Annotated in this window: 16 protein-coding genes; 7 read left to right on the top strand and 9 right to left on the bottom strand. The window is 35.0% G+C overall.

Going from position 1 to position 20,991, the window contains the following annotated elements; all coding sequences use genetic code 11:
• Nucleotides 1-77: 77 nt before the first annotated feature.
• On the bottom strand, nt 78-1,277 hold the full coding sequence (locus HNR27_RS01240) for a CDP-glycerol glycerophosphotransferase family protein (RefSeq protein WP_429338475.1): 1,200 nt from the start codon (nt 1,275-1,277) through the stop codon (nt 78-80).
• 403 nt (nt 1,278-1,680) lie between these two features.
• On the opposite strand from HNR27_RS01240, the gene HNR27_RS01235 reads away from it, so the two are divergent.
• The 3 genes from HNR27_RS01235 to HNR27_RS01225 all read left to right on the top strand — a co-directional run bounded on the left by HNR27_RS01235 (nt 1,681) and on the right by HNR27_RS01225 (nt 5,984).
• Entirely contained in the window at nt 1,681-4,173 is a 2,493-nt protein-coding gene (locus HNR27_RS01235) for a CDP-glycerol glycerophosphotransferase family protein (protein WP_429338474.1), read from the top strand.
• Nucleotides 4,174-4,411: 238 nt separating this feature from the next.
• Complete coding sequence (tagD, locus tag HNR27_RS01230; RefSeq protein WP_429338473.1) at nt 4,412-4,810, top strand: glycerol-3-phosphate cytidylyltransferase; 399 nt, start codon at nt 4,412-4,414, stop codon at nt 4,808-4,810.
• Nucleotides 4,803-5,984 (top strand): CDP-glycerol glycerophosphotransferase family protein, encoded by a 1,182-nt coding sequence (locus HNR27_RS01225; protein WP_429338472.1) that lies wholly within the window; start codon nt 4,803-4,805, stop codon nt 5,982-5,984. The genes tagD and HNR27_RS01225 overlap by 8 nt, the downstream gene beginning before the upstream one ends.
• Nucleotides 5,985-6,439: 455 nt before the next feature.
• Here HNR27_RS01225 and HNR27_RS01220 read toward each other — a convergent pair whose 3' ends face one another.
• Nucleotides 6,440-8,200 carry a methyl-accepting chemotaxis protein gene (locus HNR27_RS01220; protein WP_429338471.1) on the bottom strand — a complete coding sequence of 587 codons (1,761 nt, stop codon included), beginning with the start codon at nt 8,198-8,200 and terminating at the stop codon, nt 6,440-6,442.
• Between the two features lie 476 nt (nt 8,201-8,676).
• Nucleotides 8,677-11,772, bottom strand: coding sequence for a S8 family serine peptidase (locus HNR27_RS01215; protein WP_429338470.1), 3,096 nt, complete (start codon nt 11,770-11,772; stop codon nt 8,677-8,679).
• Nucleotides 11,773-12,077: 305 nt separating this feature from the next.
• On the opposite strand from HNR27_RS01215, the gene HNR27_RS01210 reads away from it, so the two are divergent.
• Nucleotides 12,078-12,995: a hypothetical protein gene (locus HNR27_RS01210; RefSeq protein WP_429338469.1), complete on the top strand. Its 918-nt coding sequence runs from the start codon at nt 12,078-12,080 to the stop codon at nt 12,993-12,995.
• A 56-nt stretch (nt 12,996-13,051) separates the two neighbouring features.
• On the opposite strand, the gene HNR27_RS01205 is transcribed toward HNR27_RS01210, so the two are convergent.
• Nucleotides 13,052-14,137 carry a glycosyltransferase family 4 protein gene (locus tag HNR27_RS01205; RefSeq protein WP_429338468.1) on the bottom strand — a complete coding sequence of 362 codons (1,086 nt, stop codon included), beginning with the start codon at nt 14,135-14,137 and terminating at the stop codon, nt 13,052-13,054.
• Nucleotides 14,138-14,288: 151 nt separating this feature from the next.
• Between HNR27_RS01205 and HNR27_RS01200 the strand changes: the two genes are divergently transcribed.
• Together HNR27_RS01200 and HNR27_RS01195 are read left to right on the top strand one after the other, a co-directional pair.
• A complete protein-coding gene (locus HNR27_RS01200) occupies nt 14,289-14,696 on the top strand; it encodes a hypothetical protein (protein WP_212920405.1) in 408 nt (135 codons plus the stop codon).
• 439 nt (nt 14,697-15,135) lie between these two features.
• Complete coding sequence (locus HNR27_RS01195; protein ID WP_429338467.1) at nt 15,136-15,879, top strand: threonine/serine exporter family protein; 744 nt, start codon at nt 15,136-15,138, stop codon at nt 15,877-15,879.
• 66 nt (nt 15,880-15,945) lie between these two features.
• Here HNR27_RS01195 and HNR27_RS01190 read toward each other — a convergent pair whose 3' ends face one another.
• From HNR27_RS01190 to HNR27_RS01180, 3 genes are all read right to left on the bottom strand, one after another.
• Nucleotides 15,946-16,575 (bottom strand): FMN-binding negative transcriptional regulator, encoded by a 630-nt coding sequence (locus HNR27_RS01190; protein WP_212920404.1) that lies wholly within the window; start codon nt 16,573-16,575, stop codon nt 15,946-15,948.
• Between the two features lie 25 nt (nt 16,576-16,600).
• Nucleotides 16,601-17,116, bottom strand: a complete 516-nt coding sequence (paiA, locus tag HNR27_RS01185) for a spermidine/spermine N(1)-acetyltransferase (protein ID WP_429338466.1) — start codon at nt 17,114-17,116, stop codon at nt 16,601-16,603.
• Between the two features lie 131 nt (nt 17,117-17,247).
• A complete protein-coding gene (locus HNR27_RS01180; RefSeq protein ID WP_429338465.1) occupies nt 17,248-19,434 on the bottom strand; it encodes a sensor domain-containing protein in 2,187 nt (728 codons plus the stop codon).
• Nucleotides 19,435-19,778: 344 nt separating this feature from the next.
• On the opposite strand from HNR27_RS01180, the gene HNR27_RS01175 reads away from it, so the two are divergent.
• Complete coding sequence (locus HNR27_RS01175; RefSeq protein WP_212920401.1) at nt 19,779-20,231, top strand: threonine/serine exporter family protein; 453 nt, start codon at nt 19,779-19,781, stop codon at nt 20,229-20,231.
• A 171-nt stretch (nt 20,232-20,402) separates the two neighbouring features.
• Here the strand turns inward: HNR27_RS01175 and HNR27_RS01170 are convergent, their stop codons facing one another.
• Nucleotides 20,403-20,633 carry a glutaredoxin family protein gene (locus HNR27_RS01170; protein WP_429338464.1) on the bottom strand — a complete coding sequence of 77 codons (231 nt, stop codon included), beginning with the start codon at nt 20,631-20,633 and terminating at the stop codon, nt 20,403-20,405.
• An 88-nt stretch (nt 20,634-20,721) separates the two neighbouring features.
• Nucleotides 20,722-20,964: a glutaredoxin family protein gene (locus HNR27_RS01165; protein ID WP_212920399.1), complete on the bottom strand. Its 243-nt coding sequence runs from the start codon at nt 20,962-20,964 to the stop codon at nt 20,722-20,724.
• Nucleotides 20,965-20,991: the final 27 nt, after the last annotated feature.

Here is a 20,991-nt window from a genome sequence, read left to right as displayed (position 1 = left end):
CTTTCAATTACTTAGTAAAATGTGATCCATTTAAATTATACAAACAAACTATATAAAATACAATTAACATAAAGTTACTACAAATTGAGTGCTTTTACCACTCTCTCGGTAGCTTTACCATCTTCTAAGCTGGTAAACTGTTCATAAAATTCAACTATCTCTTTGGAAGGACTATATCCTTTTTCCTCTATTGATTTTATGGCATTAAGAAGTTGGTCAGTTGTTTGAACTAATGGTCCTGGTGCTTTTTCCTCAAAATTAAAATAAAATCCTCTCAAGTCATTTTTGTATTCTTCTATGTCATAAATATAAAACAGCATTGGTCGCTTTAAGATAGAGTAATCAAAGAATACTGAAGAGTAATCGGTTATAAGTAAGTCTGAGATTAAGTATAATTCTCTAATATCTTCATATTTAGAGAAGTCATATACAAATCCTTCGAGTTCCCTTATATCTATATTATTTGATACTAAATAATGAAATCTAAGAACTATGATATAATCCTCAACCAATACATCATACATTCTCTTTAAATCAAGATTTATTTTAAAATTATATTTCCCTTCTGAATCGTATTGATTATCCCTCCAAGTTGGGGCGTAGAGAATTACCTTTTTATCTAACGGAAGCTTCATCTTATACTTAAGTCTCTTTATTTCTTCTTCGTAATTAAAGTTTACTAAAAAGTCATTTCTTGGGTATCCACTTTCAATGATCCTCTTATTAAAGTTAAATGCTTTTTTAAAAATCCTTGTTGAGTATTGGTTTGGTGAAATGAGATAGTCCCATCTACTCGTTTCACTCAAAAAGCTCTCTTTATACTCCTTTGTATTTGTTTTGACCATATGGACTTCATCAATATCAATCCCAATTTTTTTTAGCGGTGTACCATGCCACGTCTGAACATAGATAGTTTTTCTGGGTTTTGGCAGCCAAAGTGGCAACCTACTATTACTTATCCAATATTTCGAAGTAGCCATAAAGTATATCCATTTTAAAGAAAATCTTTTTATCAAATTTAGGTGATTAGAATCTTCAATTAAATCTTTTTGTTCCACACTCCAATATAATTTGTAATCTGGAAAATTCAAAGAGATATACTCAAAAATTGCCTTAGGATTATCGCTTATTTGTTTCCCCATAAAACTCTCAAACACAATCCTTCTTTTGTTTTGAGGTAAAGCCCAGCCCAAAAGCTTAAAGATATATTTAAAAGTACCTATAATTATTTTTGACAAAAGCAAATTGTCTTTAATCTTTTTTTTAATATTAATCATTTTTCTCCTTCCTAGCCTTTGACCCATCTAAATATTAAGTAGTAGTAACGTATCTAAAATATATAATTTTTCAAATGATTAATTGCTTTACTAAAAATATCTTCAACGTCATATTTGATGTCACAAGCAATGTAATTTTTTCGATTTATATTCAATATAGACTCTTTATTATTTTATAATTATAGTATACTAATTTCGTTTTCCTTAATCACCCTTTTCCTACAAAAACATTTTGATCTATTTTAGCATCTAATACTAAATCTGATATAATATACTCTAGGTAACTTTTTATTAATAGTTCCCCGTGAAAAATGAATTTCTACCTTTTAATTCCGTTCTATATTTGGTATAACTATTTAAGACAAAAACTTTAAGACAAAATATTTAAAAATGAGGTTGAATTATGCTACGTTCTTTACTTTCTTTTATACGTTTTATTTTATCTCCACTTATTTCTATTTTTGAAAATAAAAATTATAAATTAAGGACATTTTACGCCTATTTTTTAAGTTTAGTTTCTGTTGATAAGAATTTAATCTTATACGAATCTTATCAGGGGAAAAATATTTCTGGGAACCCATATGCGTTTTATAAGGAACTGATAAAAGATCCTGATTTTAAAAAAGTCAAGCATGTTTGGGCAGTAAATGACAAAAAACAATTTGCAAAATTTCTCCCAAAAACTGCTGGTGTCAAAGTAAAAGTAATAGAACGGAATACAATATCTTATGTAAAGTACATGGCAAAAGCCAAATACTTAATTAACAATACATCTTTCCCTCAGCTATTCCAAAAGAGGAGAAATCAAGTGTACATTAACACGTGGCACGGAACTCCTTTAAAAACATTAGGAAGAGATATTAAGTCTAGTAAAATAAATTCTCATAGTAATTTGCAACATAATTTTCTTCACGTTGACTACATGGTGATGCCAAATAGATTTACATTTGAGAAACTTGCATCAAGCTTCGATATTGAAGACTTATATACAGGAAAAGTAATTGATGCCGGTTATCCAAGGGTTGATTTAACATTTCATACTAATCCAAATGAAATGAAAAAAAGATTAGATATACCTCAGGACAAGAATGTTATTTTATACGCTCCTACTTGGCGTAATGAATCAGGTACTGAAAAAGCTACTGAAGAAATATATCAAAATTTTGTTGAATTAAAAGAACATCTTCCGGAAAGTTTCGAGATAATTTTAAAGGTGCATTATCTTGTTTTTCAAAAGTTTCAAGAAAAAGGCTTAAGTAAATATTGTGTACCAGATTTTATTGATACCAATGAGCTCTTATCATGTGTTGATATTCTAATAACAGACTATTCGAGTATATTTTTTGATTTTCTTCATACTAAAAAACCAATCATATTTTTAGCATATGATATGAATGAATATGAAACTGAAAGAGGATTTTATATACCTTCTGAAGAGTTACCAGGGCCTATATGCCCGTCAGTAAAGTCTGTTATATCAGAAATACTCTCACTTCAGGAAACAAAGGAAAAATATAGAAATCAATATGATAAAATGCTTTCTCATTTATCCTATAATGACGATGGTAATGCTACCAGACGCGCCATTGACATTATTTTTCGTAATCAAAAAAATGAATACGTATATAGGCCATACACTTCTAACAAATTAAAAATTTTACTCTATGGTGGTGGATTTACCACTAATGGTATCACCACATCCTTAATTAACTTGTTAAATAATCTAGATTATTCTAAACATGTAATTGCACTAACTTTTTCAAGTAAATTAACACCTTCAATTGAAGAGAACCTGCGTCGAATCAATCCTAATGTTAAGGTAATCTATCGTGGAGGAACATTAAATTATTCTATTTTCGATGCATATAAACATAAATTAATCAATAAATTTGGGTTGGATAATAAATGGCTGAGAAAGATAATTCCCGTTAAATTATACAAAAGGGAGCTCAACCGAATAATTGGTAATACAGATTTTGATACTTGTATAGATTTTTGTGGATATGTTCCATTTTGGACTTTAGTTTTTGCATTTGGAGATTTTAATAATAAAATTATTTATCTACATTCCGATATGATTTCGGATTCTAAACGAAATAAAACATTCCAAAAAAACTTTTCTATTATTTTTAATATGTACCGATATTTTGATAAACTATTCTCAGTTTCTAGAGATGTTGGCGAAATCAACAAAAAGTCATTATCAACTTATTCTGTATCGGATAAGATATTTAATGTTACAAATGCAATTAATTATAAAGAAATATTTGATAGCATCAAGTCAGAGAATATTAATACGTTTGATGGTCAAGATTACCTTTTGACTCACTTTATTAATCAAAATGGTATTATCGAATTTAAAGGTATAATAAAGCCATCGATAGAAAATATAAATTTTATAAATGTAGGAAGACTGTCACCTGAAAAAGACCATGAAAAGTTAATAATTTCTTTTCATCAAGTTCATCAACAATTCCCAAACACAAAGCTTTACATTGTGGGTGATGGACCACTAAAAAAGCAAATCCTAAACTTAATTAAGCAGTTACATTTAGAGAATGATGTTTTCTTAGTAGGGCTTCTTAATAATCCATTTAACTTAATTAACTTATGCGATTGTTTTGTCCTATCCTCCAATTACGAAGGGCAATCATTAGTTGTTTTAGAAGCATTAATTCTAAAAAAAGCTGTCATTTCAACTGATATTCCTGGACCTAGAAGAATTTTGGAAGGTGGATACGGTGAACTGGTAGAAAATAGCTCTCACGGGCTTTCTAATGGTATGATTAAGTTTATAAAAGAAAAGCCAATCTATAATAAATTTGACTATGTAGAGTATAATAGAAAAGCTTTAGATGAATTTTATAGTGAGATTGGGCTCAAACAAAAGCCATAGGAATTTACCTATGGCTTTTTACTTTCTCAACAGGTTATTTATTCGATATCTTAATGAACTATAAAAAATAGATTAAATCCGTGTAAATTTCTTTTATAGCATTGTCTCATAGCCTCATTATAATAGTAACTTAATATAGAACAATCAGTTTAACTACCACAGTTTTTATAGTATAATACATTCAATAAGATTAAGAGAGTATTTATAAAGTAAAAATAAGAACAAAAGAGGTTATAAGATGAAAAAAATAATCACATATGGAACATTCGATCTATTGCATACCGGGCACATCAATATACTGCGTCGCGCGAAGGAGCTCGGTGATTATTTAATTGTCGCTATATCTACTGATGAATTTAATGCCATTAAAGGAAAAAAAGCATACTATTCCTATGAACAGCGTAAGGCGATTTTAGAAGCTATTCGCTATGTGGATTTGGTTATTCCAGAAAACAACTGGGAACAAAAAGTAGATGACATTAAGGAGTATAATGTAGATGTTTTTGTAATGGGAGACGATTGGAAAGGTAAATTCGACTTCCTAAAGGACTACTGTGAGGTTATTTATTTGCCAAGAACAGTAGGGATATCCACAACAAAAATTAAAGCAGATTTAAACAAAGCAAAAAATGTTTAGGGAACTTTTAATTTTTCTCTATCTAACTACTTTTCGAATACCATTTACCTTTTTTAAACTCTTCCCTCAAAAGAAGAAAACTGTTTTTGTTGCATCCTTTGGAGATAATTCGTTATTTATAGCTAAGGAAGTTGCTAAACAAACTGATGATCAGATTGTTATTCTAAAAGACTCCCAATGTAAGTTGGACTTTCGTCAAGATGATCCTAACTGGACGGTTATAGAATTTAAAGTAAGTCATTTGCTTGGATGGTTTCGTTCCATCTACCACCTCGCAACTTCTCAAAAAGTTTTTGTAGATAACTATTTTGGCTTTTTGTCTGTTGCACGGTTTAAGAAAAACGTACAGTGTATCCAATTATGGCATGCTGCGGGAGCTATTAAAAAGTTTGGCTTAGAGGATCCTTCTATTAAGGAACGCACACCAGGTACCATAAAACGATTTATAAAAGTCTATGATCGTTTTAATTATGTTGCCGTTGGTTCAGAGCGTATGGCAACAATATTCCAGCGGAGCTTTGGTCTATCCGATGACCGTATGCTCCGTGTCGGAATTCCAAGAACAGATTTCTTTTTTAATAGCCTGGAAAAACAAAAAGCAGATAAATTACTGAAGGAAGAAATTCCAGTTATCGGTAAAAAGCGAGTAATTCTATATGCTCCAACTTTTCGAAATGATCATTTAGTAAACCCAGAAATTGTGCTGGATATCCAAGCGCTTTATAAGAAATTAAGTAATCAATACATTCTATTATTGCGTCTACATCCTGCTGTCCATGCTGCTTTTGAAAATGATTTTCCTGGATTTGTATTCAATGTTTCAAAAGGATATGACATCAATCATCTACTCGTCATAACCGATATCCTTATAACAGACTACTCATCCATTCCGTTTGAATTTTCTCTATTGGAAAGACCTATGATTTTTTATGCATATGACTTGCAGGATTACCGTAAAGAAAGAGGTTTCTGGGAGGACTATGAGAAGCTAGTACCAGGACCAATAGTAGAAAATACAGATGAGATTATCGAACTTATCGAACATAGCCAGTTTGATCTGAAACGTATCCAAACATTTGCAGCAGAATGGAATCAGTATTCCACTGGGAGCTCCAGTAAAAATATGGTCAAATCACTTTACAAAACGGACAAGTCCCCAGCTAGGTGGCATTAAGAGGATTTGCCTCTTTCATTGTCTGGTAGACATGTAGAATTGAATTCGTGTAACAAAGTGATACGGACCTTGACCTTGCAGGGGATTTTCTTAGTAAATCATTTGATGACACTCACTGTTACTGAATATAACATCAGATACTATTTACTGGTTTGGCTACCGAATTTCTACGTAGGGAGCATTTTCGGGATGCAATACCATTTTTCCTACTGGGCTTCCATTAAGAAGAGAGATGCTCTAGAAGCTAATACCGTAACATCCCCGAAAGTAATTTCTGGAGAAAGTCTTGATTACCTCAAATCGGCTTATATAAATGTCAAGCTTTACAAATAATAGTACTTCTAAGACTTTAATTAGCTTTAACCTTATCACAAAAAAACCTGCGGAAACAGATGAGTTCCGCGGGTTTTCTTTACTTGTCCAGTAAAACTATATTAGAAATACTGTTCACTCTGCTATTTAAGCTTAAATCGATTGACTAGTTCATTAAGATCTTCAGCCAATTTTGCTAAACTGTCTGAGTTCTTTGCAACCTCTTCCATAATACTGCTTGTTTGTTGTGCGGATGCTGATGTTTGTTCAACACCGGCAGCAGATTCTTCTGATACAGAGGCAATCTCTTCTACCGATGTATTCATGGTTTGACTGTTTGTAGCTAATTCCGCTAGATTCTCTGTGATGGTGGTAACATTCTGCACCATTTCTGTTACAGCTTGACTAATTCTATGGAATGTTTGTCCTGTTGTTTCAATTTGGCTAGTGCCTTTTTCTACTTCTCTATAGCCTTCCTCAAGTGATTCTGCAACTATACCTGCTTCCTGTTGGATACCCTTAACAATCTGTGTAATATCCGAAACGGATGTAGAAACTTGTTCAGCTAGCTTTCTTACTTCGTCAGCCACTACTGCAAATCCCTTTCCATGTTCTCCCGCCCTTGCTGCTTCGATTGCTGCGTTTAAAGCAAGTAGATTGGTTTGATCTGCAACTTCCTTAATTACAGTAACTAGTTCTGAGATTTGTTGTGACTGTTTATTTAATCCTTGTACCTTTTCAACGGCGGTTTGGACAATCTGATCAATTTTTTTCATTTGTTTTGTTGAGCTCTCCATCAGTTTTGTGCCATCATTTGTCATGACAAGAACCTCATTGGAATTATCACTTATTTGATTACCATTATTACTTGCTATTTTTACTTTAGAAGTAAATTTATTCATGATTGAGGCAAGATCACTTGCACTGTTTGCCTGTGTCTCCGTTCCTGTTGCCAATTCCTGCATTGTGGCAGCTACTTGCTCCGATCCAGTTCTAACCTCATTGGCAGACTGGCTAAGTTCTTCACTTTGACCTGTTAATAATTCGGATGTCTCCAATACATGCTTGATGACTTCCTGCAGGTTACTTTGCATACGATTCAGCGCATCTGCAAGCTTGCCTGTCTCATCCTGAGATTGTACCCGAACTAGATTATTGGATAAATCCCCCTGTGCTAAAAGCTCCATATGTTGTGTTACCTTCTCAATAGGTGTTGATATCTTCTTAGCAAAGAGCCATATCAAGGTGATACCTATTAGCAATGCAAGCCCCGTAATTACTACGATGATGGTCAAAATATTTTTAGCAGGCTTATTGAAATCCATCATATACGTACTAGCACTTACGACCCAGCCCCAGTCTGGATCCGTCTCCGCATATACAACCTTTTGTTCCAGTTGGTCAGCGTTATCTACAAGCGGGTACTCGTAATATACAAATCCTCCACCATCCTTCGCTTTATTGATGATGGCTTGTGTATATTTATAGCCATTAGAATCCTCGTTATCCCAAATATTTTCTCCTTCAATAGAAGGATGGGCAACCTCAATCCCTTCCTTATCTAGGATGAACATATAACCGTTTTCACCTAGGTCAAGCTCTTTATTAATTGGTCGTTTTCCCTTCTCATCCTTCTCTCCTAAAATAGCCACTTTTACTTTTTCTTGTGCCTGTTGTAAAGAGATTGTTCCACTTTTCACTTCATCTTGATAGGAATGAATCATTGCAAGTGTATGTTCTACACTATTTTTCAAATTTGTTTTACCCAAATCATCTAAACTTCTAGAGCTCTTCTCATAGCTAACGTAGCCTATAATGACCATTGGAATGATTAATAACATAACAGAAATAGTAATCAGTTTCTTTTTAATGGAATTAAACCTAAACATTCTGTTGATTTTCATGTTGGCACCTTCTTAAATTTTCTTTATGGGTAAACCTTCCTTACATTATTTGGGTCGATGTAAAAGCATGGCATGACTATCTCTTTATCTTTTGCCCCTATCTGTTATTTATTAATATTGCAAAAATTCATGGTGTTTATCCGCATAGAGCAGTCTAAATCTTGAGTTAGAAGATTGGAATAGCTGAACTTACTCCATGAAAATTTGTATATTCACCAAAAAAGTAATATTAACTTTTTTCAATTATTAATATTACGCTTCTAACTAAATTGGAGCAATAGGAAATAATTGGTATTTATTTATTGTTAATTTTTAGTATAGAAACCACAAAATTTTCCATTTATAAGAGAATCCTTTTCTACTATTTCCCACAAAAAAAACGATCCCCTACCAAGATGATGACCCACAAAAGTCAGATCCTTTACTCTGATTTTTGTAGACAGTACCAACCCGATAAGGGATTATTTTCTCACTAATTAATTTGCTTTCAATAGATTCTTATACTTCCCATTCGCTTTGCCTTGAGGTCCCATTACATTTTTTGCAGAATAGTTGCCCGCAAAGTCTTCTACATATACGGTTACTACTTGACTTGGGTGGATGTTAGTAAGCTCGTACTCACTTACATCGGTTAGTATACCTGTTACATCCTTTCCATCAACTAGTACTTGCCATGCTGCAACTCCGCTTCCTTTACCATCATCAACTGATACAGTTAGCTTACGTTTTCCGCGATTTATGTCGGCATCAATTTTCGGAGCAGTTGTATCTAATAATAACGGGATTTCAATAGACTGTGCTTCGGCACCTTCATAGTCAATTATACCAACAGCTTGTAAGTAATATTGGCCATCTGCTGCCTTCTTACCATTAATCTTTCCATCCCACATCCAGTCAGAGGAAAGCTTATAGTAGCTACCATTACCGCCATCATAATAATCTTTCCGAATATAGGATTCTGTATAAATAGTATCTACTAGTCTACCATGTGCATCTAACACATTAAATGATACTTCCTTTGCATTCCTCATGAAGGATAGGATAAGCCCCGCGTCATCAAGGACTCCATCACCATTTGGCGAGAATACAAGTTCAGAAGGATTTTCTCCAATAAAACCATAATCGCCATCACCTAGTGACGTGACAACACCAGTCATACCATAGTAAGACATCGCGTCCCACATTGGTAAGTCAAAGATTGGTGCAGCATCCCACTCTCCCTTAAAGCCTGCATACGGAACGGTTAAGGTTGGGTGATTGTCTGTTGGATCTTTTAGTGTTACGAATCCATCTAACCAATAGCCATTTTCATAATAATTCTTTAAGGCTGAATCCCATCCGCTTACATCTAAGGTAACATTAAATGATACAGTGCCATTTGCTGGAACGTTGATCATGCTAACAGCTTCACCATTAACCGTAGCAACCCCCTCAAGATCTAGGGAACCATAATCATTTGGTAGATTTACATAAAAACCACCAGCATTTACTGGGATATCGGACATTGCATTTGCACTTACTTCATATGCCACTGCCTCATCAGATAGGTTTGTCGCTGTTAATGTAAAGGTAACAACATTTTCAGAAACCTCTTTTAAGGCAACCTTTGGTTCATTTGTAGTTGATTCCGTCACGATAACAGGAGTAGATAATGCGGCATGAAGCTGCATTAAGCCTGCACCTTGACGACGTGGTGACACAGGCACTCCCTCAAGCTCAACTGGAACTGATGTATTCATTAATAGTTTTTTAGCTAATGCGATACGGTCACGTCCAACTAGATTAAATGCCTCATCCACACGCTGTAGGATTAGTGCACTACCACCAGATACATGTGGTGCTGCCATAGATGTACCGCTTTTCACACCATATTCACCATTATTTAAGGTCGAATAAATTTGTCCACCAGGAGCTGTAATTTCTGGTTTGAAATCAAGATTCGGTGTTAATCCCCATGATGAGAAGGAACTCATTTTTCCAGCCTCTGCGTTTGGAACTGCTGTTTTATCGCCAGAGAATGTGATGGTAGCTGTTTGACTATTACGTAATGCAGCCACTAAAGCATCTCCATCCGCTTTTGCTAAAAATAGCTGCGGGATTACAATTGCAGGATCTGATGCCATGTTTACCATACCATCTGTATTGTTATAAACAATTGCACCTGCTGCACCAGCGCTTTGTGCGTTTAGTGCTTTCGTTACGAAGTCTATCTCTCCACGCTGGATTAACGCGAACTTTCCTTCTACATCTTTTCCTTCAAAATCTTCTGGTTTACCAAGGCCAGCATCTACTAATTCAACAGTTGCCCCTACTGTTGGCGCAACACTGCCTGCTGACATATAGCCGGCTGCAACATTCTCGCCACCATTAATTGAATACTCAAGTTTATCAATGGACATAAATGTATTCTCAAAGGATGCTACTTGAAGGGAATCGTATGCAACTCCCGGTGAACCATTTACACCATAGTCAGGGTTCGATGCATATGGATAGAAGAATCCATCCCCGAACATATTAGCGTTACCGGAAGAAATAGACATCATAATACCATTCTCAACTGCACGAGTAACTGCTTGTTGTTCTGGATCATCCTGTGATACGAATCCAGCTGATGCACCAAGACTCATATTTAATACGTCAGCACCTAGCTTCACCGCATCATCAATTGCAGCAATATAAATATCACCATACGTATATTGCATTTCTGGATCATTACCAAATACTTTTAAGTTTAAGATTTGTGCTTCTGGAGCGATACCAACAATCCCTCCATTTGCTTCATCACCATTTGCACCTACTGTTCCTGCTACGTGCATACCATGTGAGCTTGCACCTGGGTAATTGTCTGTGTACTCATGGTTTTTATCCATATAGTTGTAGCCGTAAGGAACCTTTTCTGTATAGTATAGCCCTGGTAATCCTCCATCCGTGATAAGTTGATTTACTTTATCCACAGTAAGGGCTACTTCAGTATCATCAGTAAGCACCATGTCTTGATGAGTATGGTCAACTCCAGAATCGATAACTCCTATCACCATTCCTTCGCCCTTGTATCCATAATCATTCCATGCCTGCTGTGCTTCAACTAATTCCTTACTGTATACCATGTCTGGTTGATCTATAGGTCTTTCATATTGATTGGAGATCATTACTTTTTTAACATTAGGGAGTTTTTTAATTTCCTCAATGTCTCCGTATTTCACTTCTGCACTAAAGCCGTTTACAACAATATCAAACTCATGAAGATACTTTGCATTTATCTTCTTGTCCTTCATCGCTGTCTTTGCTTTCTTTTTCTTTTCCTTGGCTTCTTTTATCAGCTTTTTCTTTTCAGCTACACTTAAATCGCCAAACTTAACGTTTTTCTTTGTAGCAATCGCTATAGGTGCGTCTCCTTCCATCTCAACCGTTACACGCACTACTTCGTTTGCATCGACTTTTTCGCCAATATCTTTTGAAAGATTACCTTTCTGAAGATCTCTATTAACAGCGATGTCTCCTGTCATTGCATGGGATACAGTACTAAATGCTAATAGAAAGATGATAGATAATATCGATATTCTTTTTAACATCTCTTTCCTCCTCTAATTAAGTTTGACTTTCCCTCTTAAGTTTCTAGCCCTACTAATCTACCAATCTAAAAACCTAGTATTTATATAATAGATAATTTTCCGAAAACGAACAAGGTTCAAAAGTCCTGGTTAAATGGAATTTGCCCTACTTTTATCTCTATAACAAGAGATTAATTAGGTAAAGAGAAGTAGAATCCGAATGTTCAGTTCACCATAAAGAACAAAATAGTGTTGACTCGTTCTTGATATAGTTCTATAATAAGTTGAATGTTCTTTAAAAAGAACAATAATAAGGAGGGGTTTACTTGAAAAAGAAAGTTCTGTTAATTACATTTGTGACTATTTTAATCGTTTTAGCAACTGGAGGAACGATTGCCTACTTTTCAAAGGAGTTTTCTAGTGACAACAATAAAATTACTGCCGCAACCTTTGATGTCGATGTGGTAAATTCGAATGGTACTACAATTGGCGACGAGGAGATATCACTTAATCAGAAGCTTTTCCCAGGGATGGAGACAATTGAGCTGTACAATTTCCGTATTAATAAAAACAACACGGAGGTTCCAGTTAAATATTTTGTGAAGGTTACTCCTAGTGGGGAACTCTTTCCTGCAGATAATAGTTCTCCTGTTGTGATAACATTGCAGCAAGAAGTTAATGGCAAATGGGAGAGTGTTGGATTACATACCGAATTTAAGCCTAAAAAAAATATAGAAAAGTTTCGCATTTTAGTAGACTGGCCGCATAGCGACAACGATATTGATTTTCAATCTTTACTAGGAAATATCAAATTAGTGGTTAATGCAACCCAGGTAGATGATGAAGATGGTGGGCAGAATCCTGATCCAGAAGGACCTCCATATTTTACTGGTGAGGTCAAATTTAAGGCAACACCGAACGGATCAACAAGAACTACGTCCAATAAAGAAGTTAATTTTTATTTAGATAAAAATGGGAATAAGATAATTGAAATCAACATGGGAGATGGCAAAGGCGAATTTGAAGATAAGGTTGGAAATCTTCGGATTGTAGAATCTGTGGAAGGCAACGTACATTGGTACCGTGTTTACTCTGATAACGAATATTATGCAAGTGATAGTCAGCTGTGGAGATCCAACACGGTCGATACTTCGGTCAATGGAGTAATCAAGTTTAACAAAACTCTTGGTCCATTCTTATCAATAGAGTCCAAGCAACTATATAATTGGTTTAATTCAAATTAATTAAAAAGCGGGGCTGATATTTTATGTCAGCCCCATTTTTATTTTCATATACTTCTTTAATGCTGCTCCTGTTTTTGTCCGATTCGCTTAAATAACTTTTTGAAAAAGTCCATTACTGGGCGTTTTCCTCCTAATACAATTCCAGCCATTTCCGCTAGGATATGCAATAGAATGAGTAATACAAAGATGACAAATAAATTAGCTGTGATCGATGCTTCTGAAAATATAATTGCAAGCGTTCCAAAAATAGCACTAATACAATATAAAATCAGAACAGACTTCCGATGACTATAACCAGCCGATAAAAGCTGATAATGGATATGCTTATTATCTGCTGTCATAATATTTTGTTTATTAATCGATCGTCTTAATATCGCAAATAAGGTATCAAATATAGGAACTGCTAGAACAATTATGGGAATGATGAAGCTAAACAAGGCGATATTTTTAAATAAGCCGAGTATGGATATAACTGCAATCATATAACCTAGAAAGTTAGATCCAGTATCTCCCATATAAATCTTAGCAGGATAAAAGTTGTGATATAAGAATCCTAAATTTGCACCGATTAGGACAATACAAAAATATGCAGCTAGTATTCGAGTGTCGATGATCGCCATAATAAATAGGCTAATCAATGCGATAGTAGAAACTCCCGTTGCTAGTCCATCCAAACCATCAATTAAATTAATTGCATTGGTAATTCCAACCACCCAAAGTACAGTTACTAACACACTAAAAAATCCTAATTCAACTTGACCAATAAATGGTAAAGTTACTCTTTCAATGATTAATCCACCAGATATTAAAAATGACGTTGCAATTAATTGACCTGTCAATTTTGGAATTGGACGAAGTGTAAAGCGGTCGTCCAAAGCACCAGTAATAACTATTACGATTGCCCCACAAATAATCTCTAGTAAATGTTCATCATGTGGCTGTAGATACAATACACCAAGCAGGGACCCTAAAAAAATAGCCAGTCCACCTAATCTTGGTGTAACCTTCTTATGTAATTTACGGTCATTCGGAAAGTCTACTGCACCAATCATATTCGCTAATTTTTTTATAGGGTACGTTAACACCAAAGAAGAAAGTAAAGCTATGGTAAATGCAATTCCTAAGTCTAAAAAATTAAGCATAGCATTTCTCCTTATAAAATTTCCATCATTTGAATTATATCGAAGTATAGAATGTCTGGCAAATATCTTTTTGCAGTTGAGCTACTTTAATAATATATGCTATGATACTCTTGGTTTGATTTAAAATTTTCTGAAACTAGGGGGAGATACGATGAACACCGCATTTCTATTTGCAGCTGCTGCTATTTTGGCAGTACTTCCAATTCTTTTTTTATTTAAGCTAAACATGGAAAAAATCAAAGAAAATCCAAGTGAAATCGGTTCTATTCAAACGAAATTTTTTATCGGCGTTGCTATCTCAGAAGTGATTCCTATCATACTAATTGTCTTCGGCATGATGAATCTTACACCAGTTGAATCATTGAATGAGTTGTTAGTTCCTGGGATAATCGTCATTTTTGCATTGATATTTGCACCATTCTTCATTTTCTTGCAGCGGTTCGTTGGCGCTCCAGAAGAATCCAAGCAAGCTATTACAACATTTTCTATGATAGGTTTGGCACTAGCAAATGCGATTCCACTGATATCATTTATTTCTCTTATTATGTTAATGCCCTGATGAACAATCTACTAGCCTAGTCATCCATGGTGCTAAGTATCTATTCTTTTCAGGAAAGAGGTGGTACTTTGCACCTTTTATTGTTCTTTATATCACCTAGTCCAAGTAGTGTAAACCTTGCCATGTGTAATGTCAATCCCCTTTTATCCATGAGAATACGACATTTTCCCTACTTATTTATCCATTGTTATCCTTATGTTTTTGTTTATTTGTCGATTTTTCTATAGATAGTCTATTTTCTGTAGCAAATTTTATCGAAAATTTCGCATTAGAAATGTACAAGTATTTTCCTAAATCTTATCCACTTTTGATTTCTAGTACAATCGTATTGTTTAGGAGTAATAGGTCTCCAAGATAATGTTAACCATTTTTCCTTTCATCTATATCCAAAGCCTATTATAATAATGAATGATGTCTTTGTTCGGAAGGTTGGATACAATTGGAGAATCATAATTTAGTTACAAAGGTTTGTATGCAGGCAGGTAAGATTATGCTTGAGTCTAGTGCAGAGACTTATCGTGTAGAGGACACGATGAATCGGATAGCACGTGCATATGGTGTCAATAACCCGCAGAGCTATGCAACACCAACGGCGATTAATTTTTCCGTTGATATAGCTGAGGCATCCAATATGATGCGGATAGAAAAACGTACAACTGACTTGAATAAAATAGCAGAAGTTAACGCTCTCTCACGGCGAATAGCTGCCGGGGAAATTGCAATTGAAGATGCTTTAACAATACTAAAAAAGCTTGATAGAGAAAAAATTCTTTATTCGAGTACAATGCTAGTTTTGGTAGCTGCGATTTCTAGTGGCTGTTTCACCATTATGTTTGGTGGTCCTTGGATTGATTTTCTCCCAGCGCTATTAGCTGGTGGTATTGGTTTCTTGGGCTTTATCCTATTCGATAAGCTAGTGGAGATTCGTTTTATCTCTGAATTTGTTGCCTCATTTATCATCGGTATTTTGGCGGTTCTTTTTGTGGTAATTGGCTTTGGAAATGAGCTTGATAAAATTATTATTGGTGCTGTTATGCCACTGGTCCCTGGATTACATATTACCAATGCTGTTCGAGATTTGCTCGCTGGACATTTAGTAGCTGGTCTATCCAAGGGTGTGGAAGCATTGTTAACTGCCTTTGCTATAGGAGCTGGTATTGCAGTTGTATTGGCTTTTACCTAATAAGATACGTTTTACACATGGAGAGACTTTAAGTCCTTTATATTAAAATAAATAAGCATGGTTCCTTTAATTAGAACCATGCTTATTTTTTAATTTTCTTTCCATTAGCTTCGCCATCTGTACAGAATTGACATCATTTTCTTCATAAAGCTTATTTACGATATTACGATAGTCCTTTTCATTACGATTTTGACTTAGTTTATCAGCCGCTTGAATTTCTCGAATCCTAATCTTAAACCCTACGACTCCCTTTGTTTGTCTTAAGACCTCAGAAGAGAGATTCTCCCATAAAACTGGGTTATCGCGATGCTCTTCATACTTTTGAAGTAGCTTTGTAAGGTCCTGCTTTAACTCCTCGTCTTTTAAAATACTAGCTTTGCCATAAATATGCACAGCTTGATAATTCCATGTTGGCACATTTTCTTCTGCATACCAGGAGGACGATATATAAGCATGTGGTCCTTGGAAAATAACCAATACATCCTCCACCGTTTCAATTGTTCTCCATTGTGGATTTGCATAAGCTATATGCCCCGTTATATAGTAACTATCCCCTTCATTCATCAGCTGTAACGGTATATGGGTGGCAATTGGTTTTCCTTTTTCAGTCGTGACAACGGTACCAAATGAGTTATTTTCAATAAAATCCCAAACTTCATCAACCTGTTTGACCTTAAAGTAACTTGGAATATACATTCCTCTCCCCCATCCTTCGCGTTTTTCAAATTGATAAAGTCATAATAAAATCTGTTTGTTCCTCATCCCCCATAAAAAATGAGTGTGAACCAGTTTGGACAAACCCCAGTTTTTTATAAAAAGCAATAGCATTTTCATTCTTTTCCCATACACCTAGCCAGACTTTCTTTTTATTCTCTTTTATTGCTATATCTATCGCCTTATTAAGCAAATACTTACCTAGGCCCCTTTTTTGATAATTACGCTTCATATAAATCCTTTCGATTTCAAGGACATCATTTCCCATTTCTTCGGACTGAGATTCGTTCATATTAACCTTTAAATAGCCAGCAACTTCTTCACCAACAAAGACAAAGTAAAATTGAGATGACGTATTGGATAGCTCCTTTTCTAATTGCCCTAAATTAAATGCTCTTTCCAAATAGGCTTCTATACTTTCCGGTGTGTTCTGATCCCTAAATGTTTCAGTAAAGGTTTGAATACTGATTTCCTGAAGCTTAGATAAATCTCTATGAGTACATTGCTTAATGATTGTTGTCATGTTACAACTGCTCCTTTTAACGTTTTCTCCCTCTATCAAAAATAGCAGAAGTAATTTCAAATTTGAATCCTTCTGCCCTAAATAAGTGATAATTTCTATGTGTTTGCACTTCAGACAACGGCTGTTCTTTCTTAATGAAGTAACCTTCTTTGTCTATCTTTTTCAACTTTTTCTGGATCTGGTTCTAAGGTACCTTTTGCTAGTAATGCCTCAAATTGCAGTACTGGTAAAGGTCTTGAGAATAAGTAGCCCTGAATAATATCACAATCACGGTTTCTAAGGAAACGATACTGCCCATATTCCTCTACCCCCTCGGCAATGATACGCATTTTCAAGCCTTTTGCCATCTGTAGGACAGAACCCACAATAATATTATCTTTTTCCACCTGCCCATCTCGACTCTGGATAAATACTTGATCAATCTTTAAGGTATCTGCATGATACTCACGCAAATAATTTAAAGAAGCAAACCCCGTTCCAAAGTCATCTATAGCAATTCGAACGCCAAGACTTTTCAACTCATATAACGTATCAATAACTACTTTTTCACTCTTTAACAAGGAGCCTTCAGTAATTTCAACACCGAGATAACCAGCTGGCACATTATTGGCTTCAAGCTGTGTTCGTACATACTCGGTTAAGCCCTTTTTCATTAAACGAATTGGAGAAATGTTGACGGATATTGGAATAGGAGTAAGCCCTTTATCACGCCAATCCTTAATTTGAGAGCATGCCTTTTTAATTACCCAATCACTAATCTCATTTATCAGTTGATTCTCCTCGGCAATTGGAATAAATTCCCCTGGTGATATTAGTCCCCAGCTTTGATGATTCCAGCGAATAAGTGCCTCAGCACCAAGTATCTGACCAGTATGTGTTTCCACTAATGGCTGATAATAAAGCTCGAATTCCTCTCTTTCAAGTGCTTCAATTATACTATTTTCAATCGCAAGCTTGCGCTGAAAAGCAACATCTTCAGAGGATGAATATATTAAATATGTATTTGGACCTCTTTTCTTCGCATGATTAAGCGCAGAGTGTGCCTTATCCATTAAGCTTTGCTTGGTTGTCCCGTCCTGTGGGTACAAGCTAATACCTAAGCTTGAGGTAATATTAATTTCATAGCCATTTATCGAAAGAGGTTGTTTAATATCATTTAAAAGGTTTTCCGTAATGCATTTGATATTTTCAAGTGATTGACAATTCTCAATTAGAATCACAAAATCATTACTTTTCAGACGAGCAATAAAGCTACTTTCTGGAAGAATTAATCGTAAACGATTTGCAATTGTTTTCAGTACTTCGTCTCCTACTTGGTAACCAAGTGCACCATTTATCACCGAAAAACGATCAAGATTGAAAAACAGCAAAGCAAATGGTGTTTTTGACTCCATAATATGTTCTACCTTTTCTTCTAAACTTCGGTGGTTAGGTAGCTCTGTAAGTAAATCATGATTAGCAATAAATGTAAGCTGCTCCTCTAATTTCACTTCATCTGTAATATCGGTTTGCAAACCAAATATGTGGGTGATTTTTCCATTTTTATCGTAATACGGTGTAGTCTTACACGTGACCCATTTCACTGTTCTATCCGGGCATTTTATTCGGTAGCGAATATTAATCGGATCACCATTGGTAAGAATATTAAGAGCATTTTTTCGGACATATCGCTTATCCTCTGGATGTACAACAGACCGAATGACCATACGTATATCAAGCTTGTCTCGGTAAAAGTCCTCTTGTGGATACTGATATAAATCAGATAATCCTTGCGAGGCATAAACAAGCTTCCCTGTTTTATATTCACTGACCCAAATCGCAATATTTAAATGGTCAAATATTAATCGATAGCTCTCGTTTTCATTTTTTAAATTGATTTCATGTATTCTATGCTCAGTGACATCTTTTGCAATTAATACAATACCAACTATCCTATTCTCTTTTCCACTGAGTGGGTAAACAGTAGTTTCGAAATATAGATTTTTCCATTTTATTTGAACGATGCATTGTTTACATTTTCCAATTAGAGCTTGCTGAAAAGCCGTTTCAATTTCTGCATAAGACTTCTTCAAGAGAATCCTTTGGAAGTCCGCAACTTTATGAATTTCAGTAAAAATTCCCTTTGGAATTTGATTCGTAGTACGCAAATCCCCATTAGGAGAGAAGACCATGATTAAATCAGGATGATTATGTCCTAATGACGTATAATAACTAAGTACCATTGATGCTAATTGAGCGTCCTGACTAATATTGCTATGTACACTGTTACTAAATAATAATCCTAATGTATCGGATTGTGTCGAATTAGTCTTAGCCATGATAGCTCCCCTTTTATAATATTTAAAAAATTCGATACTACTTAGTTAAAATTATAGTATAAAGGTCCCTTATTTTAAATAGTTTTCTGTCAAATCACGATGTATAGTGTTTAACAAAGTGTCATATTCAATAACATAATGCCACGTTTTGTAAAAAAATGTAGAGAGAATAGGCGGTAAAAATAATATGATCTTGAGGCAAAATCAAAACATTATACCTACAGACAAAGAGTGTTAAAATTTGAAAATGGATGTCTACATTACGTATATTTGCGAATCCATGGTAATTTGATTAAAATAAGAATTGCAAACGATGAACGGAACAGATTGGGGAACTGGTAACCATGGCTATTTTGGCTCAAATTATCACTAGCTTTATTGCATCAAGCGGCTTCGGCATCTTATTTAATGCACCGAAAAGAGTACTCATTCAATGTGGTATTGTCGGCACATTGGGCTGGATGGTCTATTATTTATTCGTACTATATGGAATGGATGCTGTACCTGCAACCATCATCGGGGCTATGCTCGTTGCCGTCCTTAGTCGTATTTTTTCAAAAATATATAGAACACCCATCATCATTTTTAACGTTTCTGGTATCATCCCCCTCGTCCCTGGAGGAATGGCCTACCAAGCGATGCGTAGCTTTGTACAAAATGACTACTACAATGCAGTGCAATACTCTGCAAAAGTAATGCTTCTCGCTGGTGGAATTGCTATTGGATTAATGTTCTCTGAGGTACTGAACCAAGTTATTAAGAAAAGTGCCGGAGTGAAACAGAGAGGACAATTGTAGGGGACGTTTGTTGGAATTTGGTTTCTAGATTTTAGCTGAGTTTTTACCAACTTCGGTTGATACTAATCGATATTCCATTGACGTTCAGGAATTTAGCCAATTATTACGTAAAAAATCCTAAGCATACAAAAGGAAGGGCGATTTATACTCGTCCTTCCTTTACATAAATTACTATAGTGCTGCAATGATGCTCTCTGGGTCAAAACCGATAACCCATTTATCATTAATTTCTGTTTGGGGAACACCCATTTGTCCTGTTTGCTTTACAATCTTGTACATCATTTCTGGATTCTCTTCCACATTCACTTCTTTAAATGGAATATTTTTTTGTGATAAGAACCCTTTAAGCATGGTACAGTAGGGACAATGTGTTGTTGTGTAAACAGTAATATTCTTCTCCATAGTAAACCTCCAAAATTAGTAAAATATGAATCCATATACCATTATGGGTATATTTTAAGCCAAAAATAAAGTCTGAACCGGTAGCTCATTAGCCTTCTCCATTCAGCAACTCTAACATGCAGACTGGATCAAAGCCGAAGACCCATTCACCATTTATATTCGTTTGGGGAACGGATAACTTTCTCGTAATACCAATTAATTTAATCATTGCTATTGGATTTATATCTATGTTCACTTCTTTATATGTGAGGTTCATAATGATTAAAAAATCTCTTACTATGCCACATACTGGGCACATCGTAGTTGTGTAGAGTGTTATATTTTGATTCATCCTGATTATCTCCTATTCCTCACATTA

It is taken from the genome of Ornithinibacillus bavariensis (assembly GCF_050433565.1).
In the GTDB taxonomy this organism is placed as follows: Bacteria; Bacillota; Bacilli; order Bacillales; family Amphibacillaceae; genus Ornithinibacillus; species Ornithinibacillus bavariensis.
This window is presented reverse-complemented; position numbering and strand designations above follow the sequence as displayed.